Below are 20,965 nucleotides of genomic sequence, written 5' to 3'. Positions count from 1 at the left end.
GACGCCCGATTCGACCACCCACTGTGCTACCCATACGAACTCATACCTACAGTACGCACGCACCCCCCCCCCCCCCCCCCCCTCCACCCCCCCCCCCCCCCCCCCCCCCCGACGCCGGGTGTTCCTCAGGTCCGGTGGGCCGGCCCCGTTCGGGCCGGCCTTTCGGCGCTACTCGGGCCGGTGGTCCGGGCCTCCGTAGTCCGGGCTGGTGAAGTCCGGGCTGGAGAACCGGGGCCGGGAGGCGTGTTCATTGTTGGCGTCCGGGCTGGAGAAGCCCGGACGGGAGTAGCCGAGGTGGGGTGTCCGGCTGCCACCCGGAGCCCTCGGCACATACGTCGGCCGCGGCGCCGGCGGACCGGCCGTGGCGATCGCCTCGCGCAGGAAGGGCAGTACGCCGCGGTGCAGCAGCGCCTGCCGCCAGGCTTCCCTGGCCTGTGCCACCGCCTCGGCCTGCTTGCCCACCCCTCGCCCGTCACGGCCCGCGGGCCCGTTGTTGCGCAGGGCGGTCAGCAGCATGCCGGCCATGGCGACGAGGACTCCGGCGGCGGTGAGGCCGCCGAACCACCAGCCGATGGTGATCATCGGGTCCGCGACGGAGACATCGGAGCTGACCGTGCGCATGACATATCCGATGACGAGGAAAAGCAGGGCCGCGATGCCCGCGAGGACCGGGGCGAGCACGGCGAGCACCGCTCCCGCGCCCGCTCCGGCCTCGGCTGCCTCGCTCATGGCGGTGGCGATCCCGACGGCGGCCGAATGGTCGTCGCCCTGGTCACCGCCGCCGCTTCCGCCGCCGACCGGCTGTGGCCGGGTGGCGCCGGCGGGCGCGCGCAGTTCCTCACGCGCCTGTACGTAGTTCTGATACTCGGCTGCCGCGCATGCCGAAATGGCGGCCATGGCGCCCAACGCCATGGTGCGCAGCTGTTCACTGTTGAGCCGCCGGCCTAGGGCGGCCAGTTCCGGGTCATGGTCTGCGGTACGCAGCGCCTCATCGAGGACTCGCTCGAACTCCGGGCGATCCTCGGTCAGCAGGTGCGGAGCGCTGTTCATGTGCATCCCCCGATGCTCCGTAGGGCCTTGTAGCCGGCCTACACCGGGCAGTTGGGCGGAAACGGAGGAGAGCCTGCTACGGATAAGGCCGATGGTAGAGCCGTTCTGGCACGGGGTGACAGTCTGTTTCCCGAATTCCCCCCGCGCGGTGGAATTTCCTACCTGCCCCTACCCCTGCCCAATGAATCCTCAGACAGACAGAGGAAGTTGAACCACCAGTAGCTTTCCGGCCATCGTGACGCCACCGTCCATCGCGACCGCCAGGCCGTCGGCGTACACATGGGGACCGTCCACGGCCGCCGCGCCGTTGTCCTCGCCGTCCTCCGAGCCTACCTCGCCGAGGAGGTACGGGATGGGGCTGTGGCCGTGGACGACCCGGGTGCCGCCGAAGGTGGTCAGCAGTTCCCGGGCGGCCATCGGGCCCGCGTCGTCGCGGAACGCGAAGCGCTTGGTGAATTTCCGGAACAGGTCCCAGCATTCGTCGGCATCGCTGCGCTGGAGCGCCTCGGTGATGGCGTCGTTGACCGCCTCGATCGAGTCGCCGTAGTCGAGGTAGGCGGTGGTGTCGGAGTGCACGAGCAGGTGGCCGTCCTCCTCGGCCATCGCGTCCAGCCGGGCCATCCACTGCAGGTGGTGGTCCTGGAGCCGCTCCATGTCGGTGCGCTGGCCGCCGTTGATGAGCCAGGCGGCCTGGAAGGAGGCGGTACCGGCACCGGAGTTGACGGGGGTGTCGTAGAACCGCTTGGCGCCGAGGAGGAGGAGTTCGTGGTTGCCCATGAGGGCCTTGCAGTAGCCGCCGGCCGCCGCGGCCTCGGCGGAGAGCCGCATGACGAGGTCGATGACGCCGATGCCGTCCGGGCCGCGATCGGTGAAGTCGCCGAGGAACCAGAGGCGGGCGTTGCCCGCGGCCCAGTTGCCGTCGGCGTCGATCAGCCCCTGGGCGGCGAGGGCTTCGTGGAGTTCGTCGAGGTAGCCGTGGACGTCGCCGACGACGTACAGGGGGCCCGGCCCGTTCGAGGCGAGGGGGTCCTCGGGGGCGGCGAGCGGGGTGAGCTCGACGGTGGGCACGTCCGGATCCGCGCCGATGACCGGCAGGTCCCGCTCCGTGGGCGTGTAGCCGGGAGGCATCGCGTCCGCACCCTCCGGTACGGGTGGTGCGGGAGGATTCTCGTGCGGCACGGACTGCGCGTACGCAGGGAATGGCGACAGTGCCGCCGTGGTCCGTGCCGTGGGTCCCAGACCGGCCCCCTGAGTCATCGACCCCTCCACCATCGCGCCGCCGTGCACCTTGTGGACCTTGCCTGGTCGATGGCGGTCCGTGGTGTCGTGCGCCCATCATAGGAATGACCGTCGCGGCGTGCGACGCACCAGGGGGCTGTCAATCGGTGAGGGCCGGACTTCTCCGCTCTTTTCTCCCCGATTGACCCGTTCGCTCCCTGCCCCTAATTCTGCCCCAGCCCGGTTCTTGCCTCCGTCAGGGGCTCCATGCCGCCGAGGTGGGGGGCGCGCGGAAGGCTCGGGCGGCGCACGGAAGCCCGGCCCGGGCCTTCACGTCCGCTCCCTCTCCGCGCCACCCTCACCGCCGCTGTCCCCGGACGCCGCAAGGCCCGAAGCGGAACGGGCGCTACGCCGGACCGCTGCTGCGCGGGCTGCGCGGCGGGCTGACCGTAGTGCGCGGCGGACGCCGCTGTGACGAGGTGCGCACGATCAGTTCGGTCGGTATGACCTGTTCCACAGGGCGTCCTGTGTCGAGCCCCTCGATGGCGTCGATGAGGAGCTGGACCACCGCGGTGCCGATACGGCGGGGTTTGAGGGAGAGCGTGGTGATGGGCGGCTCGGTGGTGGCGTAGACCATGGACTCGCTGCAGCACACCAGGAGCAGGTCTTCGGGCACCCGCAGCCCGTAGCGGCGGGCGGCGGCGAGCAGATCGGTGCCGTTGGGGTCGAAGAGGCCGTAGACCGCGTCGGGGCGGTCGGGGCGGGCGAGCAGCCGGTCGGCGGCCACGGCGCCCGCGCACGGGTCGTGGGCCGGGTACTCCTCGTACACCGGGTCCTGGCCGACCCGCTCGCACCAGTGCAGATAGGCGGTGGTGGACAGGCGGGTGTACGTGTCGGTGGTGGTGCCGGTGAGCAGGCCGATGCGGCGGGCGCCGGCGGCGGCGAGATGGTCGAGGATGTTGAGTACGGCGGCCTCGTGGTCGTTGTCGACCCAGGCGGTCACGGGCAGGGCGCCCGCGGGGCGGCCGTCGGAGACGACGGGGATGCCGTGGTGGACGAGTTCGGAGACGACGGGGTCGTGGTCGGAGGGGTCGACGACGACGGTGCCGTCGAGGGCGACGTTGGACCAGACGTCGTGGCGGGAGGTGGCGGGCAGGATGACGAGGGCGTAACCGCGCGCCAAGGCGGCGGAGGTGGCGGCCCTGGCCATCTCTGCGAAATAGGCGAATTCGGTGAAGGTGAAAGGTTCATTCCCGTACGTGGTCACGGTCAGGCCGATGAGGCCGGACTTGCCGGTACGGAGCGTGCGGGCCGCCGCGGAAGGGCGATAGCCCAGCCGATCGGCGACCTCGCGGACGTGGCGGCGGGTCGCGTCCGGTAGCCGGCCCTTGCCGTTGAGCGCGTCGGAGACGGTCGTGATGGAGACGCCGGCCGCGGCGGCCACGTCGCGGATGCCCGCCCGCCCCAGCCGACGGCCGGTCGACCGGCTCACCTGATGCTTCCCTGCTGCTGTCATGGCGTGCCGATAGTAGGGCGCGGTTGGTTGGATGGCAGGGCTCCCTATTTAGCTGTTGACAGGCACGTTTCTGCATGCGCTGGTCCGACCAATGACCATGGAAGCCAAGGCCGTTAGGGGTTGTGACAGTGGCCTGTAGGCATCTGGCATATCTACGCCCGCCGAATGGTCCAGGTCTCGAAGAGGTCTCAACTCACCTGTACGGGCGATGCGCGCCACGGCGCGCGCCACCGGCGTGCGCCAGGGCGGGTAGCGCTCCCCCTCTGACGCGGGCCGTCCGCCGCGGCAGGGGCCGGCGGACGGCCCGGTACGGGAGCGGCGGCGCCGTACGGGGGCCGAAGTCTCTGAGCGGCGGGGACGGCGCCGCCGCTCCCGGCTCCTTGGACTGGGCCGGCAGCTCTGGACGGGACCCGGGGCAATCCTCATAAGGTATGGAGTATTGAGTGGTACGGAATGTCGAGGAGGACCTGCGGTGACCGAGAAGACCCCGAGGCTGCGCGCCGCGTTGGACAGCCTGCCGACCTACAAGCCGGGCAAGCGGGCCGCGGCCGACGGCCCCGTCGTCTACAAGCTGTCCTCCAACGAGAACCCCTACCCCCCGCTGCCCGGCGTCCTGGAGAGCGCGATCGCGGCGGCCGGGGCCTTCAACCGCTACCCGGACATGGCCTGTACGGCCCTGCTGAACGAGCTGTCCGAGCACTTCGGCGTCCCCGTCGAGCACCTGGCCACCGGCACCGGGTCGGTCGGCGTCGCGCAGCAGTTGGTGCAGTCGACGGCCGGCCCCGGTGATGAGGTCATTTACGCCTGGCGGTCCTTCGAGGCGTACCCGATCGTCACCCAGGTCTCGGGAGCGACCTCGGTGCAGGTGCCGCTGACCGAGGACGAGGGGCACGACCTGGAGGCGATGCTGGCCGCGGTCACCGACCGGACCCGGCTGATTTTCGTCTGCATGCCCAACAACCCCACGGGCACCGTGCTGCACCGGGCCGAGCTGGAGTCCTTCCTGGACCGGGTCCCGTCCGATGTCCTGATCGTGCTGGATGAGGCGTACCGCGAGTTCAACCGCGACGAGGACGTTCCGGACGGGATCGACCTCTACCGCGACCGCCCCAACGTCTGCGTGCTGCGCACCTTCTCCAAGGCGTACGGGCTGGCCGGGCTGCGGATCGGCTTCGCGGTCGCGCACGAGCCGGTCGCGGCGGCGCTGCGCAAGACGGCGGTGCCGTTCGGCGTCAGCCAGCTCGCGCAGGACGCGGCGATCGCCTCGCTGCGCAGCGAGGGCGCGCTGCGGGAGCGGGTCGACGCGCTGGTGGCGGAGCGGCGCCGGGTGGTGGACGCGCTCACCGCCCAGGGCTGGACGGTCGCGGAGTCGCAGGCCAACTTCGTGTGGCTGCGGCTGGGGGACCGTACGGCGGAGTTCGCCGCGGCGTGCGAGCGGGCGGGCGTGGTGGTCCGGCCGTTCCCGGGCGAGGGCATGCGCGCGACGATCGGCGAGACCGAGGCGAACGAACTCTTCCTGCAGGCGGCCGCGGCGTTCCGCAAGGAGCTGTGACCCGCCTTCCCCACCCTTCTCGGCAGCCCCTTCAACAGACTTCTCGACGGACCTCCAGACGTCCCGCGCCGTACTCCGGCGCGGGATGTCGCTTTTTGGCCCCCCGGGCGAAGGTCGAACGGGCATGTGCGTCATAATTGCTTGTGAATGTGAACGCGTTCACAAGCGTGTCCCCTTATGTCCACCTTGCGTCCCACTTGCGATCGGACAAAAAGGGCACACTGCGGCTGAGCGAGAGCGGTACGAGAGGTGAAGGAGAGTCCGACGTGAACCTTGCTTTGGCGCCGGAGACCCTGGCGCGATGGCAGTTCGGCATCACCACCGTCTACCACTTCCTCTTCGTCCCACTGACGATCAGCCTGGCGGCGATCACCGCCGGTCTGGAGACGGCCTGGGTCCGTACGGGCAAGGAGAAGTACTTCCACGCGACCAAGTTCTGGGGAAAGCTCTTCCTCATCAACATCGCGATGGGCGTCGTGACGGGCATCGTCCAGGAGTTCCAGTTCGGCATGAACTGGTCCGACTACTCGCGCTTCGTCGGTGACGTATTCGGCGCGCCGCTCGCGATGGAGGCGCTGATCGCCTTCTTCTTCGAGTCGACCTTCATCGGGCTGTGGATCTTCGGCTGGGACAAGCTGCCGAAGAAGATCCACTGCGCCTGCATCTGGATCGTCGCGATCGGCACGGTCCTCTCCGCGTACTTCATCCTCGCCGCCAACTCCTGGATGCAGCACCCGACCGGCTACACGATCGACAAGTCGACGGGCAAGGCCCAGCTCACCGACATCTGGCGGGTTCTCACCCAGAACACGACGCTGACGCAGTTCTTCCACACCATCACCGCGGCCTTCCTCGCGGGCGGCGCGTTCGTCATCGGCGTCGCCTCGTACCACCTGTGGAAGGCCAAGCGGCGGCAGTCGGCCGGCCAGGCGCCCGGGGAGAAGGAGCGCAAGAAGATCGGCGCGATGCGCAGCTCGCTGCGGGTCGGCCTGGTCGTCACGGTCATCGCCGGGCTTGGCACGGCCATCAGCGGCGACACCCTCGGCAAGGTCATGTTCGAGCAGCAGCCGATGAAGATGGCGGCGGCCGAGGCGCTGTGGGAGACCAAGGAGCCCGCGCCCTTCTCCGTGTTCGCGGTCGGCAATGTCAACAAGGGCCACAACACCGTCGAGCTGTCGATCCCCGGAATACTGTCCTTCCTCGCCCACGACAACTTCACCGACTCGGTCCCCGGAATCCACGACACCGCCAAGGCCGAGGCGCAGAAGTACGGCGGCGAGCCGGACGACTACATCCCCAATATCTTCGTGGCGTTCTGGGGCTTCCGGCTGATGATCGGCGTCGGTATGACGTCGTTCGCCGCGGGGCTGATCGGGCTGTGGACGACCCGCAAGAAGCGCTGGCTCGCCCCGGAATTCCGTACGGGCGACGAAGAGGTCCCACGGCTGATGCTCACCAAGCGCCGTGAGATGAGCTCCTTCTTCACCAAGTGGTCCTGGCGGATCGGCATGCTCACCATGCTCTTCCCGATCGTCGGCATCTCATTTGGCTGGATCTTCACGGAGATGGGGCGCCAGCCCTGGGTCGTCTACGGGCTGATGAAGACCAAGGACGCGGTGTCGCCCGGCGTGAGCACCGGTGAGGTCATCACCTCGATGGTGGTCTTCACCCTGCTCTACGGAATTCTCGCGGTCGTCGAGGCCAGGCTGCTCGTCAAGTACGTCAAGGCCGGTCCGGACCTCGACGAACAGCCTCCGGCCAAGGATCCGCGGCTGCGGCCGCCCTCCGGCGGTGGTGGCGGCGACGGCGCCGAGGACGGCGCCAAGCCCGAGGACGCCGACAAGCCGATGACATTCGCCTACTGACACGGGAAGGGAGAGAACGACCATGCATCTTCACGACTTCTGGTTCCTGCTGATCGCCGTCCTGTGGATCGGCTACTTCTTCCTCGAAGGCTTCGACTTCGGCATCGGCGTCCTGACCAAGGTCCTCGCCAAGGACCGCAAGGAACGCCGGGTGCTGATCAACACGATCGGCCCGGTCTGGGACGGCAACGAGGTCTGGCTGCTGTCCGCCGGCGGCGCCACGTTCGCCGCCTTCCCCGACTGGTACGCGACGCTCTTCAGCGGCTTCTACCTGCCGCTGCTCGCCATCCTGGTCTGCCTGATCGTGCGCGGCGTCGCCTTCGAATACCGGCAGAAGCGGCCCGAGGAGCGCTGGCAGCGCAACTGGGAGCACGCCATCTTCTGGTGCTCGCTGCTCCCCGCCTTCCTGTGGGGCGTGGCCTTCGGCAACATCGTGCGGGGCGTGCCGATCGGCCCGGACAAGAACTTCACCGGCAACGTGCTCGACCTGCTCAACCCGTACGCGCTGCTCGGCGGGGTCGTCACGCTGGTGCTCTTCACCTTCCACGGCGCGGTGTTCGCCGCGCTCAAGACGGCCGGCGACATCCGGATGCGGGCGCGGCGGTTCGCGACCGTACTGGGGCTGGCCACCGCCGTACTGGCGCTGGTCTTCCTGATCTGGACGCAGGCGCACTCCGGCAACGTACGCAGCCTGGTCGCGATGATCGTCGCGGTGGCGGCGCTGGTGGTGGCACTGGTCATGAACCGGCTGGGGCGCGAGGGCTGGGCGTTCGCCCTGTCCGGGGTGACCATCGCGGCGGCGGTCGCGATGCTCTTCCTCGCGCTGTTCCCGGACGTGATGCCCTCGTCCACCAACCCGGAGTGGAGCCTGACGGCCGCCAACGCGGCGTCCAGCCCGTATACGTTGAAGATCATGACGTGGGTCGCGGTCATCATGACGCCCCTGGTCATGGCCTACCAGGCATGGACGTACTGGGTGTTCCGCAAGCGGATCGGCACCCAGCACATCCCCGACCCGGCCGCGCACTGACGAGGAAGGGTTCCACGTGAAACCCGTCGACCCCCGCCTGCTCACCTACGCGAAAGCGACCCGCCTCTTCCTGGTCGCGACCGTGGCCCTCGGGCTGGCGGGGGCCGGGCTCGTCATCGCCCAGGCGATGCTCATCGCCGACGTGGTGGTCGGCGCCTTCCAGCACGGCCGCACCGCCGGCGACCTCACCGGGCGGTTGCTGCTGCTCGCCGCGGTGGCGGTGGGCCGGGCCGCCGTCGCCTGGCTGACGGAGCTCGCCGCGCACCGGGCGAGCGCCTCGGTCAAATCCGAACTGCGGGCGCGGTTGCTCGCCCACGCCGCGCGGCTGGGCCCGGGTTGGCTCAGCCGGCAGCGCACCGGCGAGCTGACGACCCTCGCCACGCGCGGCATCGACGCGCTGGACGACTACTTCGCCCGCTATCTGCCCCAGTTGGGGCTCGCGGCCGTGGTGCCCGTCGCCGTCCTGGCCCGTATCGTCACCGCCGACTGGCTCTCGGCTGTAATCATCTGCATCACGCTGCCGCTCATCCCCCTGTTCATGATCCTCATCGGCTGGGCCACGCAGTCCACCATGGACCGGCAGTGGCGGCTGCTGTCCCGGCTGTCCGGGCACTTCCTCGACGTCGTCGCCGGGCTGCCCACCCTCAAGGTCTTCGGGCGCGCCAAAGCGCAGGCAGAGTCGATCCGTTCGATCACGGCCGACTACCGGCGGGCGACGCTGCGGACGCTGCGGATCGCCTTCATCTCCTCCTTCGCGCTGGAACTGCTCGCCACGGTGTCGGTCGCCCTGGTCGCCGTCGGCATCGGGCTGCGGCTCGTACGCGGCGAACTCGACCTCTATACGGGCCTCATGGTGCTGGTGCTCGCGCCCGAGGCGTATCTGCCGCTGCGGCAGGTCGGCGCGCAGTACCACGCGGCGGCGGAAGGGCTGTCTGCCGCCGACGAGGTCTTCGCGGTGCTGGAGAGCGAGCCGGCTTCCGCGCCCGGCACCGCGGCGGCGCCGCGGGCGGGCGAGTCGGCGCTGACGGTGGAGCGGCTCGTGGTCCGGCACGAGGGGCGCGCGCAGCCGTCCCTGGCCGAGACGTCGTTGGAGGTCGCCCCCGGCGAGACGGTCGCGGTCGTGGGCCCGAGCGGGGTCGGCAAGACGACGCTGCTGAACGCCGTGCTGGGCTTCGAGCGGCCCGCGAGCGGGCGGGTGCTCGTGGGCGGCAAGGACCTCTCATCGCTCTCCCCCGAAAGCTGGCACGACCAGGTGGCCTGGGTGCCGCAACGGCCGTACCTCTTCGCCGGGACGGTCGGCGAGAACGTACGGCTGGCGCGGCCGGACGCCGACGACGCGCAGGTGCGGGACGCGCTGCGCGAGGCCGGTGCCCTCGACTTCGTGTCCATGCTGCCGCACGGCACTGACACTCGGCTCGGCGAGGACGGTGCCGGGCTCTCGGCCGGGCAGCGGCAACGCGTCGCGCTGGCCCGGGCGTTCCTCGCGGACCGGCCGGTCCTGCTGCTCGACGAGCCGACGGCGAACCTGGACGGCGAGACGGAGGCTTCGGTCGTCGACGCGGTGCGCCGGCTGGCGGTGGGCCGCACGGTGCTGCTGGTCGTGCACCGCCCGGCCCTGCTCGCGGTCGCCGACCGGGTGGTACGCCTGGAGCGGCCCGAGCACCCGGCGGTGCCGGGCGGCAGGACGGCCGGGGACGCTCTGGTACGTACGGGCGAGGGCGCTCTGGCAGGTACGGACGGGGAAGGCCCGGTGCTTACGGCCGGGGAAGCCCTGGCACGTGCGGACGGGAGCGCTCCGGTAGGTACGGGCGAGGAAGCCCCGGTACGGGCCGGGCTCGACGGCGTGCGTGCGGGCGGCGCTGCCCCAGAGGCCCCAGAGGCACCGGAGGCACCAGAGGCACCGGAAGCCGCCCACCCCGATCCCTGGGCCGTTCCGAAGGAACGGCGAGCCGGTGTGCTCGCGGCCGTACGGGCGGCGGGCCGGCCCCTGCGGTGGCGGTTCGCGCTCGCGCTCCTGCTCGGGGCGCTCGCGCTCGGCAGCGCGGTGGGGCTGATGGCGGTCTCCGGCTGGCTGATCTCGCGGGCCTCCCAGGAGCCGCCCGTGCTCTATCTGATGGTGGCCGTCACCGCCACGCGGACCTTCGGCATCGGCCGCGCCGTCTTCCGGTACGCCGAGCGGCTGGTCTCGCACGACGCCGTACTGCGGGTGCTGGCCGGTCTGCGGGTGGCCGTGTACAAGCGCCTGGAGCGGCTCGCGCCGGCCGGTCTGCGCGAGGCGCGGCGCGGCGACCTGCTCTCCCGCCTGGTCGCCGATGTGGACGCGTTGCAGGACTACTTCCTGCGCTGGCTGCTGCCCGTCGGGTCGGCGGTCCTGGTCGGCGCGGCCGCGGTCGGCTTCACCGGGTGGCTGCTGCCGGAGGCGGGCGCGGTGCTGGCCGCCGGGCTGCTGGCGGCGGGCGTGGCCGTGCCGCTGGTCTCCGGCACGGTGGCCCGCCGCGCGGAGCGGCGGCTCTCGTCCGCGCGCGGCGCGCTGTCGACCCGGGTGGTCGATCTGCTCAGCGGCACGGCGGAGCTGACGGTCGCGGGCGCCCTGCCGGGCCGGGTCGCGGCGGTGCGCGCCGCCGACGCCGAGCTGACCGGCATCGCCCGGCGCGCCTCGGCCGCGACGGCGCTCGGCGCCGGACTGTCCGCGCTGGCCGCGGGCCTGACCGTGGCGGGCGCGGCCTGGGCGGGCGTGCAGGCGCTGCACGACGGCCGGCTGGGCGGGGTGTGGCTGGCGGTGGTGGTGCTGATGCCGCTGGCGGCGTTCGAGGCGGTCGCGGGCTTGCCGCTGGCGGTGCAGTACCGGCAGCGGGTGCGGCGCTCCGCGGAGCGCGTGTACGAGGTGCTGGACGCGCCCGTGCCGGTGGCCGAGCCCGTCGCGCCGCTGCCGGCTCCGGCCTCCCCGTTCCCCCTGCGCGTACAGGGCCTGACGGCGCGCCACGCGGGGCAGCCGGAACCCGCGCTGGACGGCTTCTCGCTGGAGCTGACCGCCGGGCGGCGGGTCGCCGTGGTGGGCGTCTCGGGCGCTGGCAAGACGACGCTCGCCCAGGTGCTGCTGCGCTTCCTGGACGCCGAGTCCGGTTCGTACACGCTGGGGCCGGAGGGCCGGGACGCGGCCTCGGTGGACGGCGACGAGGTACGCCGGCTGGTGGGGCTGTGCGCGCAGGACGCGCACATCTTCGACAGTTCGGTGCGCGAGAACCTGCGGCTGGCCCGTACGGGCGCGAGCGACGCCGAGTTGCGCGCGGCGCTGCGCGCCGCCCGGCTCCTGGAGTGGGTGGACGGCCTTCCCGCGGGGCTCGACACGCTGGTCGGCGAGCACGGCGCGCGGCTGTCCGGCGGTCAGCGCCAGCGGCTCGCGCTGGCGCGGGCGCTGCTGGCCGACTTCCCGGTGCTGGTCCTGGACGAGCCCGCCGAGCATTTGGACCTGCCCACGGCGGACGCGCTGACGACGGACCTGCTGGCCGCCACCGAGGGCCGTACGACCGTGCTGATCACGCACCGGCTGGCGGGGCTCGACGCGGTCGACGAGGTGGTCGTGCTGGAGCGGGGGCGCGCCGTGCAGCGCGGTGCGTACGGAGATCTCGCGGTGGTGGACGGGCCGTTCCGGCGGATGCTGGAGCGCGAAGGGGAGACGGAAGGCACGGACACCAGCCATAGACGACTTTCGCTTGCAAAAGGGACTTACTAGGCTCAGGTCCATGGCAGCCACGTCAGCACCACAGGACTCACCGGAACCTCCGGACCCGCTGGAGATCGCCACTGAGGCGAACCGCAGCCTTCAGGGCCTGTCCACGGAGCTGACCGCCCGCGTGCCGCGGCTGCTGGAGGCCATGCGGTCGGTGGGCAACGGGCTCGAACTGCGCACCACGCTCGACCGGATCGCGGAGACCGCCGCGGAGCTGGCCGACGCCGAGTACGCGGCGATCGGCGTCATCGACGCCGCCGGCCAGGGGCTGTCGGAGTTCATCACGCACGGGGTGTCCGAAGAGCAGCAGGCGCTGATCGGGAACCTGCCCGACGGGCGCCGCGGACTCCTCGGCGCCCTCATCCAGCGGCCCGAGACGGTCATACTCGCCGACCTGACCGCCGACCCCCGCTACGCCGGCTTCCCCCCGAACCACCCGCCGATGCGCACCTTCCTGGGCGTGCCGATCAAGGTGCAGGGCGAGACCTTCGGCAATCTCTACCTCGCCGAGAAGCGCGGCGGCGGGCTCTTCAGCGACGCCGACCTGAACATGGTGCGGGTACTGGCGACCGAGGCGGGCATCGCGATCGGCAACGCGCGCGTCTACGAGGAGGGCCGCCAGCGGATGCGCTGGATCGACGGTTCGGTGGCCGTGACCACGGCGCTGCTGTCCGGCAGCGACGCCGAGGACGCGCTCGCCGTCGTCGCCGAGCAGGCCCGCCGGCTCGCCGACTCGGCCGCCGGGATCGTGCTGCTGCCCGACGACGAGGGCGGCCTGGAGATAGTGGCGGTCAGCGCCGACAACGCCGCCGGACTCCTCGGCACGGTAATACCGCCGCACAGCCCCGTCGTCTCCCAGCTCCTCGCCGGGGAACCGGTGTACGTGGACGACTCGGCCACCGACGACCGCATGATCACGGACGCCGCGCCGCTCTTCGGCCCGAGCATGCTGCTGCCCCTCAAGAACGGCGACCGGGTGCTGGGCACCCTCGCCACGCCGAGACGGCGCGGCGACCGCAAGTTCACCGACACCGAGCGCACGCTCGCCGCCCAGTTCGCCGCGCAGGCCGCGCTCGCGCTCGTACTGGCCGACGCGCAGCGCGACCGGGAGCGGCTGGCCGTCTACGAGGACCGCGACCGGATCGCACGCGACCTGCACGACCTGGTCATCCAGCGGCTGTTCGCCACCGGGCTGATGCTGGAGACCGCGCAGCGCAAGGCGGTCGTGCCCGATGTGCGGGTGAAGGTCGGGCAGGCCGTGGACGAGCTGGACGTGACGATCCAGGAGATCCGTACGGCGATCTTCGCGTTGCAGCAGGGGCCGGCGGAGGCACCGGCGGGGCTGCGCACCCGCGTCCTGCGGGAGATCGGGACGGCCGCCGTGCCGCTGGGCTTCCAGCCGTCGGCGGCCTTCGTCGGCCCGGTCGACGCGAAGGTCGGCGAGCTGACCGGGAAGAACCTCATCGCCGCGCTGCGGGAGGCGCTGTCGAACGCGTTCCGGCACGCGCGGGCCTCGCGGATCGAGGTGGTCGTCGACGCGACCGCCAAGCTGCCGGACGGGAGCGACGGCGTGCGTCTGACGGTCGCCGACGACGGGGTGGGCATCCCCGAGGGCGGTCGGCGCAGCGGCCTGAAGAACCTCGCCAAGCGGGCGGAGTCGCTGGGCGGCTCCAGCACGAACGGGCCGGGGATCGGGGAAGAAGGGGGCGGCACGCGGGTGGTGTGGGAGGCGCCTCTTTAGGGACGTCCGGTGCGCGCGGGGCGCCCCCGACACGGCTCCTGACGGGGCCTACTGACGGGACTTCCTGGCGGGAGCTCCTGGCGGGGGCTCCTGGCGGGGGCTCCCGTTCGAGAGAGGCCGGGCCCCTCTTCAAAAACCGGGTCTCCTCTTTAAAAGAAGACGCGAGGCGCGGGGGAGGGCGCCTCCACGGAGCGGCCGTTGCGCCAATCGGTCCTGTGCACGGGCGGCCGCGCGCGTGCCGGGCCACGATCCCATGCATGCGATGTTCCCACCGTCGTCCGAATCGTCGCCCCTCCCCTTCGAGCCGCCGCTCGCTGCGCCCGATAGCCGTGCTGTGCTCGCTCGGCCTGGTCCTGGCCGGGCTGATCTCGCTCACCGGGTCCGGCCCCACCGCCGCTATGAGCGCCCCTCAGCTGATGGCGCGGGCCAGCTCCGAGGTGCTGCGGCTGGGCGCGGCGGCGCAGCGGGCCAGGGCCGTCTACGAGCAGAGCCGGCGCGCGGAGCGGGCGCAGCGCATACGGGCCGCGCGGCTCACGGGGATGCTGCGGGGCCGCCGGATCGTGGCGGCGGCGCTGCGCGAGGACACGACGGCGCTCGCCCGTGAGCGCCGCCGCATGACGGCCGCCCTGAACGCCGATGGCCGCACACCGGCCTGGAACGGCCCCTGGGGGCTGCTGCGCCGTCAGGTGGCGGCACAGCACCGTGCGGACCGCCTGGCGCGCATGACGGGCGAGACCGGCCGTACGAGCGTGAAGCTGGCCGCCGAGGAGCGGGCGGCGGAGGCCGCCTGGCACGCGCTGACCCAGCGGACCGCGCGGCTGCGCGGCCGGGAGCGGGGCGCCGAGCAGCGGCTGGAGACGGCGCGCGGCGCCCTGCGGTGGATGGCGTCGGCGGCCTCGGCCGGCGGCCGGTGCGGTGCGCTGCCCCGCCCGGCGGCGGACGAAGGCGCCGTCGCGCTCTCGACGGGCACGCTTTCGACGGGCACGCGCTGGACGCGGCCCGTGGCGTCGTACGAGCTGTCCGCGGGCTTCGGCGGGGCGGGCTCGCACTGGGCGAACGGGCACACCGGGCAGGACTTCGCGGTGCCGGTCGGCACGCCCGTACGGTCGATCGGGGTGGGCACGGTCGTCGCGGTCGGCTGCGGCGACGCTTTCGGCATCAGCGTGGTGGTCCGGCACCAAGGGGGCTGGTACTCGCAGTACGCCCACCTGTCGGCGCTCTATGTGGCGCCGGGGAAGCGGGTGCGCGCCGGCGAGTGGATCGCGCTCTCCGGCTCCACCGGCAACTCCACCGGCCCCCACCTGCACTTCGAGGTACGGACCGGGCCCGGTCACGGGTCGGCCGTCGAGCCGGTGGCCTGGCTGCGGGAGCGCGGCGTGCGGCTGTAGCGGCGGCTGGGGGCGGCACGGCCCACGGCTGTGGCGGTGGCCGGGAGAGCGCGGTGTGCGGCGGTAGCGGTGGTTCGCGGGCCCGAATGCGCGTCAGAGGCGTGCGATCGGGACATGGACACCGGTACGGCGCGCCACGGACGCCGGGCACGGCAACGGACGAGGCACGGCCGGCGGCACGCGCCCGGCCGGACGAGGAGACCGCATGGCTGATGGCAGCACCACGGAGGCACGGGCCGGGGAACAGCGGCGGGTCGCCCGCCAGGAGGCGGCGCGGCTCACCGCGGAGGGCGTCCACGTCATCGCGCTCACCTGGGTCGACAACGCGGGCATCACCCGGGTCAAGGCCGTGCCGACCGCCCGGCTCGCGGCCGTCGCGCACCGGGGTGTGGGCATGTCGCCCATCTTCGACGTATACACCTTCGACGACCACGCCACCGCCTCCCCGCACCTCGGCGGCCCCGACGGCGATCTGCGGCTCTTCCCCGACCTCGACCGGCTGACCGTGCTCGCCGGCCAGCCGGGCTGGGCCTGGGCGCCCGTGGACCGCTACGAACAGGACGGGTCGCCGTACCCCGCGTGCCAGCGGCAGTTCGCCCGCCGGATGGCGGACCGGGCCGCCGCGGAGGGCTTCGAGGTGCGCATGGGGTTCGAGACGGAGTGGGCGGTGTCCCGCCCCGCGCCCGACGGCGCGTTCGACGCCGCCTGCGAGGGGCCGGCCTACGGCATGGCGCGGGTCGTCGAGCTCTCCGACTACGTCCGAGCCGTCGCCGAGGCCCTCGACGCCCAGGGCATCGAGGTGCTCCAGATCCACCCCGAGTACACGCCGGGCCAGTTCGAGGTGTCCACCGCCCCCGCCGACCCGGTACGGGCCGCGGACGAGGTGGTGCTCGTCCGCGAGACCGTACGGGCCGTCACCGCGCGGCACGGCATGCGCGCCACGTTCGCGCCCTCCGTCGTCGCCGGGGAGGTCGGCAACGGCTGCCATCTGCACCTCAGCCTCGGCCGGGACGGGCGGAGCCTGCACCGCGAGAGCGGGGCGCCGTACGGGCTCGACCCGGAGGCCGTCGCGTTCCTCGGGGGCGTCCTGGACGCCCTCCCGGCGCTGTCCGCCATCGGCGCCCCCTCACCCGCCAGTTACGTGCGGATGGCGCCTTCCCACTGGGCGGGCGCCTACCGCTGCTGGGGCGTGGAGAACCGGGAGGCGGCGCTGCGGCTGGTGCCGGGCGATTGGGACGACCCGGACGGCGGGAACGCGGAGATCAAGTGCGTGGACGCCGCGGCCAACCCGTATCTGCTCGTCGGGACGGTCATCGCCGAGGGTCTGAACGGCATCTCCACCGGCGCGAAACTGCCCCCACCGGTCGTCGGCGACCCGGGGCGCCTCAGCGAAGCGGAACGCCGGGAGCGCGCCATCGACCGGCTCCCCGAGACGCTCACTGAGGCGACCGACCTTTTCGAGCGACAAGAAGTACTGCGCGACGCGCTGGGAGAGGTCCTCCACGGGGCGCTCGTCGCGGTGCGGCGGGCGGAAGCGGAACGGAGCGCGGGCAGCAGCCCCGAACAGATCGTGGCCGCGACCCGCTGGCGGTACTGATGGCCTGGCTTCCGCTGCCGCCGCTGGTGGACCACCACTGCCACGGAGCGGCCCGGGGCGAGGTGGACGCCCGCTCTTTCGAGGGGTACCTCACGGAGTCGGCCGCCCCCGCCGCCCCGGGGACCACCTTCTTCGACACCCAGACGGGCTTCGCGGTGCGGCGCTGGTGCCCTCCGCTGCTCGGCCTGGAGCCGCACTGCCCGCCCGCCGCCTACCTGGCGCGCCGTCGCGAGCTGGGCCCGTACAAGAGCCGGCGGGCGCTGCTGCGGGGCACCGGGATAGCCGCCTACCTCGTCGACACCGGGCTGCCCGGCGACCTCACGGACCCGGACGAGCTGGCGGGCGCCGGCGGCGGCATGGCCCGCGAGATCGTCCGCCTGGAGACTCTGGCGGAGCGGATCGCGGACGGCCTGATACCCGCCGGCCCCTCAGCCGGTCCGCCTGGGGGCTCCTCCGCGGGCTCTTCCGGGGACGCCGCCGCTTTCGTCGCGGGCGTCGAGGAGGCCGTGCGCGCCGCGGCCCGTACCGCCGTGGGCTTCAAGTCGGTCGCCGCCTACCGCCATGGGCTGGCCCTCGCCCCCGAGCCGCCCGCCCCGCACGAGGTCCACACGGCCGCCGGGGGCTGGCTGGCGGGCCGCCGCGCGGGCGGCAGGGTGACCGATCCGGTGCTCCTGCGCCATCTGCTGTGGCTGGCGGTGGCCACCGGCCTGCCGCTGCAACTGCACACCGGTTTCGGCGACACCGATCTGCGGCTCGACCGCGCGGACCCGGTGCTGCTCACGGACTTCTTGCGGGCGACGGCCGGCTCGGGCACCGCCCTGGTTCTGCTGCACGGCTATCCGTACCACCGCCAGGCGGCCTACCTCGCCAACGTCTTCCCGCACGTATACGCCGATGTCGGGCTGGCCCTCACGCATACGGGGACGCGCGCCGAGGCGGTCCTGGCCGAGTTCCTGGAGCTGGCACCGTTCGGCAAGCTCCTCTTCTCCACCGACGGCTACGGACTGCCGGAGCTGTACGTCGTCGGCGCCGAGCTCTTCCGTACGGCGCTGCGCGCGCTGCTGGGCCGCTGGGTCGAGGAGGGCGCCTGGTCGGCGGCGGACGCGGAGCGGGTCGCCGCGCTCATCGCCGCCCGCAACGCGCACCGGGTGTACGGCCTCGGGGGCGTGCGGGGCTGAGGGGCCCGGTGGGGCTGGGGGAGGAGACGGGCGTCTCAGGCGGCGATGATGCTCTCTATGACGGCGGCCACGCCGTCCTCGTTGTTGGCGGCGGCGTGGCGCGGTGCGGCGGCCAGCACCTCGGGGTGCGCGTTGGCCATCGCGTACCCCGTCCCCGCCCAACTGAGCATTTCCAGGTCGTTGGGCATGTCCCCGAACGCCACCACCTCCTGCGGCGCGATGCCCCGCTCCGCGCAGCAGCGGGCCAGGGTGCTGGCCTTGCTGACGCCGAGCCCGCTGATCTCCAGCAGCGCGGTCGGGCTGGAGCGGGTGAACGAGGCGCGCTCGCCGCTGACCGTACGGGCGAGGGCGAGGAAGTCGTCGGGGGCGAACTCGGGGTGGTGGGCGAGGAGCTTGAGGATCGGCCCCGTGGAGCCCCTGCCCTCCGTGAGGAGTTCCTCGGCCGGGGCGACGACCGCGCCCGGGTCGAGGTGGAAGGGCGGATAGCTCGGCTCGTAGTCGATGCCGCTGGTGCGCTCGATGGCGAACGAGGTGCCGGGGGCGGCGGTGCGCAGCGACTCGACGACGGCCGCGGCGTCGGTGCGCTCCAGCGGGCGGACCTCGATGAACCGGCCGCCGCCGTGCAGGTCGACGACGGCGGCGCCGTTGGCGCAGATCGCCAGGCCGTGGCCGTGCACATGGTCGCGGACGACGTCCATCCAGCGGGCCGGGCGGCCGGTGACGAAGAACACCTCGATGCCCGCCCGCTCGGCGGCGGCGAGGGCCGCGACCGTACGGTCGGAGACGGACTTGTCGTCGCGGAGCAGGGTGCCGTCGAGATCGGTCGCGATCAGCCGGGGCGCGGCCGCCGGCCGCCGCGAGAAGGGGGGCCCTGGCTGCTCGGTCGCTGAAGTCACGGTGTCCATTCTCGTATACGGGCGCGCATGCGTGCGCCACAGCGCCCACGGGGGCCGCGCACGCTGCGTACTGTGCGCAATCCCAGGTCACTGCGTGTTGTCAGTGTCACGGCTTACGCTCACCAGCATGCGACTGAGCACTGTGATCCTTCCTCACCGACGCTGGGCCGACGGGGGCCGTGAGACGTGGCAGCGAGCCGAGGAGTTCGGCTTTGACACCGCGTACACGTACGACCACCTTTCGTGGCGCACCTTCCGCGACGGGCCGTGGTTCGGCGCGATTCCGACCCTGACCGCGGCTGCCGCCACCACCTCCGAGATGCGCCTGGGCACCCTGGTCACCTCCCCGAACTTCCGCCACCCGGTCACCCTCGCCAAGGAGCTCATCTCCCTCGACGACATCTCGGGCGGACGCGTCACGCTGGGCATCGGCGCGGGCGGCTCCGGCTTCGACGCGACCGCGCTGGGCCAGGAGCCGTGGTCGGCACGCGAGCGGGCGGACCGCTTCGGCGAGTTCGTGCCGTTGCTCGACTCCCTGCTCAGCCAGGACGTCGTGACCCATGAGGGCACGTTCTACTCGGCGCACGAGGTGCGCAACATCCCCGGCTGCGTGCAGCGGCCGAGGCTGCCCTTCGCCGTCGCCGCGACCGGGCCGCGCGGCCTGGAGCTCGCCGCGCGGTACGGACAGGCGTGGGTGACCACCGGGGACCCGAAGCTCTTCGAGACGGGCACGCCGGCCGAGTCGCGGGCCGCGATCGCCCGGCAGACCGCGCGGCTGGACGCGGCGTGCGCGTCCGTGGGCCGCGAGGGCGCCGGTCCGCGGAAGATCCTGCTGACCGGCTTCACCCCGGACCGGCCGCTGGAGTCCTTCGAGGCTTTCGTCGACTTCGCGGGTGAGTACGGAGAGCTGGGCTTCGACGAGATCGTGGTGCACTGGCCGATCGCGGACTCCTTCTTCGAGGCGGACACCGCCGTCTTCGAGAAGATCGCGACGGAGGCGATGGCGCAGCTCTCCTGAGAAGCGTCTTCGCGGAGGCGCGCTTCTGTAGGGGCGCGCTTCTGCGGAGACGGCGGAGGCGCGCCTCCGCCGAGGCGCTACGGAGGCGCGTTTCTCGGGACCGCGCCTCTCCCGAGACGTCCTTTTCCGGTTCGCGGTGCTCCTCACACCGTCCCTTATCCCGCCGATAGCCGTTCCAGGGGGACAATCGAGGGAGAGGCACGGCGGGGGGCACGGTCCACAGAGCCTTGGAGGTTCCCCATGCAACGCTCACGATTCGCCCCCGACCGGGGACTGACGACCCGCATGGTGAGCACCATGTTCTTCATCGGACTGCTCTATGTGGTGTTCGTCGGTGTGCTGATGGTGGTGTTGCGCGGGGCCTGGCCGATCATCCTGATCATCGCGGGCGGGCTGTTCATCGTGCAGTTCTGGTTCAGCGACCGGATCGCGGCCTTCAGCATGGGGGCGCGCGAGGTGACCCCGGAGCAGGCCCCCGAGCTGCACGGTGCCGTGGACCGGCTGTGCGCGCTCGCCGACATGGACAAGCCGCGGGTCGCGATCGCCGACAGTGATGTGCCGAACGCCTTCGCGACGGGGCGCAGCCAGAAGAAGGCCCTGGTCTGCGCGACGACCGGGCTGCTGCGGCGGCTGGAGCCGGAGGAGCTGGAGGGCGTCCTCGCGCACGAGCTCTCGCACGTCGCCCACCGGGACGTGGCGGTCATGACCATCGCCTCCTTCCTGGGCGTACTGGCGGGCGTCATCACCCGCATCGGGCTGTGGGGCGGCTTCCGGCGGGCCGGCGGCCGGGACAACAACGCGGCCATCGCGATGCTGCTGATCCCCCTGATCAGCGCCGTCGTCTACGCCATCAGCTTCCTGCTGACCCGGCTGCTGTCGCGCTACCGCGAGCTGTCCGCCGACCGGGCGGCCGCCCTGCTCACCGGGCGGCCCTCGGCGCTGGCCTCCGCGCTCACCAAGGTCACGGGGCAGATGGCCCAGATCCCCACCCGCGACCTGCGCCAGGCCGAGCCCTTCAACGCCTTCTACTTCGCGCCCGCGTTCTCCTCCAAGGAGAGCCTGAGCCGGCTTCTCTCCTCCCACCCGACGCTTGAGCAGCGGCTCGACCAGCTCGGTCGGATCTCGGCCCAGCTCGGCCGTCCGTGACCCGCCGCCCTGCCCGCTGCCCGTTGCCCGCCCGCCGCCC

14 protein-coding genes are annotated in these 20,965 nt (G+C 72.4%); 10 read left to right on the top strand and 4 right to left on the bottom strand.

Annotated features, from left to right (window positions below):
* Positions 1–168: 168 nt before the first annotated feature.
* From AC07AB_RS02045 to AC07AB_RS02035, 3 genes are all read right to left on the bottom strand, one after another.
* The gene (locus AC07AB_RS02045) at positions 169–1,056 is read right to left on the bottom strand and encodes a hypothetical protein (RefSeq protein WP_478558523.1); all 888 of its coding nucleotides are present in this window, start codon (positions 1,054–1,056) and stop codon (positions 169–171) included.
* Between the two features lie 183 nt (positions 1,057–1,239).
* Positions 1,240–2,307 (bottom strand): metallophosphoesterase, encoded by a 1,068-nt coding sequence (locus tag AC07AB_RS02040; RefSeq protein ID WP_478558520.1) that lies wholly within the window; start codon positions 2,305–2,307, stop codon positions 1,240–1,242.
* 367 nt (positions 2,308–2,674) lie between these two features.
* Positions 2,675–3,784: a LacI family DNA-binding transcriptional regulator gene (locus AC07AB_RS02035; RefSeq protein ID WP_478558517.1), complete on the bottom strand. Its 1,110-nt coding sequence runs from the start codon at positions 3,782–3,784 to the stop codon at positions 2,675–2,677.
* A gap of 472 nt (positions 3,785–4,256) precedes the next feature.
* On the opposite strand from AC07AB_RS02035, the gene hisC reads away from it, so the two are divergent.
* The 8 genes from hisC (at position 4,257) to AC07AB_RS01995 (ending at position 17,865) form a co-directional block, all read left to right on the top strand.
* Positions 4,257–5,336 carry a histidinol-phosphate transaminase gene (hisC, locus tag AC07AB_RS02030; RefSeq protein WP_478558514.1) on the top strand — a complete coding sequence of 360 codons (1,080 nt, stop codon included), beginning with the start codon at positions 4,257–4,259 and terminating at the stop codon, positions 5,334–5,336.
* Between the two features lie 266 nt (positions 5,337–5,602).
* Entirely contained in the window at positions 5,603–7,201 is a 1,599-nt protein-coding gene (locus AC07AB_RS02025; RefSeq protein ID WP_478558511.1) for a cytochrome ubiquinol oxidase subunit I, read from the top strand.
* Positions 7,202–7,223: 22 nt separating this feature from the next.
* Positions 7,224–8,231 (top strand): cytochrome d ubiquinol oxidase subunit II, encoded by a 1,008-nt coding sequence (gene cydB, locus AC07AB_RS02020; protein ID WP_478558508.1) that lies wholly within the window; start codon positions 7,224–7,226, stop codon positions 8,229–8,231.
* Between the two features lie 16 nt (positions 8,232–8,247).
* A complete protein-coding gene (gene cydD, locus AC07AB_RS02015; protein ID WP_478558505.1) occupies positions 8,248–11,964 on the top strand; it encodes a thiol reductant ABC exporter subunit CydD in 3,717 nt (1,238 codons plus the stop codon).
* Between the two features lie 10 nt (positions 11,965–11,974).
* Positions 11,975–13,702, top strand: coding sequence for a sensor histidine kinase (locus tag AC07AB_RS02010; RefSeq protein ID WP_478558502.1), 1,728 nt, complete (start codon positions 11,975–11,977; stop codon positions 13,700–13,702).
* A 257-nt stretch (positions 13,703–13,959) separates the two neighbouring features.
* Complete coding sequence (locus AC07AB_RS02005) at positions 13,960–15,090, top strand: M23 family metallopeptidase (RefSeq protein ID WP_478558499.1); 1,131 nt, start codon at positions 13,960–13,962, stop codon at positions 15,088–15,090.
* Between the two features lie 205 nt (positions 15,091–15,295).
* Positions 15,296–16,687 (top strand): type I glutamate--ammonia ligase, encoded by a 1,392-nt coding sequence (locus tag AC07AB_RS02000; protein ID WP_478558497.1) that lies wholly within the window; start codon positions 15,296–15,298, stop codon positions 16,685–16,687.
* Positions 16,687–17,865, top strand: coding sequence for an amidohydrolase family protein (locus AC07AB_RS01995; RefSeq protein WP_478558494.1), 1,179 nt, complete (start codon positions 16,687–16,689; stop codon positions 17,863–17,865). The genes AC07AB_RS02000 and AC07AB_RS01995 overlap by 1 nt, the downstream gene beginning before the upstream one ends.
* 35 nt (positions 17,866–17,900) lie before the next feature.
* On the opposite strand, the gene AC07AB_RS01990 is transcribed toward AC07AB_RS01995, so the two are convergent.
* Positions 17,901–18,770, bottom strand: a complete 870-nt coding sequence (locus tag AC07AB_RS01990; RefSeq protein ID WP_478558491.1) for an HAD-IIB family hydrolase — start codon at positions 18,768–18,770, stop codon at positions 17,901–17,903.
* A 118-nt stretch (positions 18,771–18,888) separates the two neighbouring features.
* Between AC07AB_RS01990 and AC07AB_RS01985 the strand changes: the two genes are divergently transcribed.
* Both AC07AB_RS01985 and htpX read left to right on the top strand, forming a co-directional pair.
* On the top strand, positions 18,889–19,779 hold the full coding sequence (locus tag AC07AB_RS01985) for an LLM class flavin-dependent oxidoreductase (RefSeq protein ID WP_478558488.1): 891 nt from the start codon (positions 18,889–18,891) through the stop codon (positions 19,777–19,779).
* 240 nt (positions 19,780–20,019) lie between these two features.
* Entirely contained in the window at positions 20,020–20,925 is a 906-nt protein-coding gene (htpX, locus tag AC07AB_RS01980; protein ID WP_478558485.1) for a zinc metalloprotease HtpX, read from the top strand.
* Positions 20,926–20,965: the final 40 nt, after the last annotated feature.

The sequence above is a fragment of the Streptomyces sp. NPDC044033 genome (assembly GCF_056434425.1).
The sequence above is the reverse complement of the archived record's forward strand: the minus strand, read 5'-3'. Positions and strand labels throughout refer to the sequence as shown.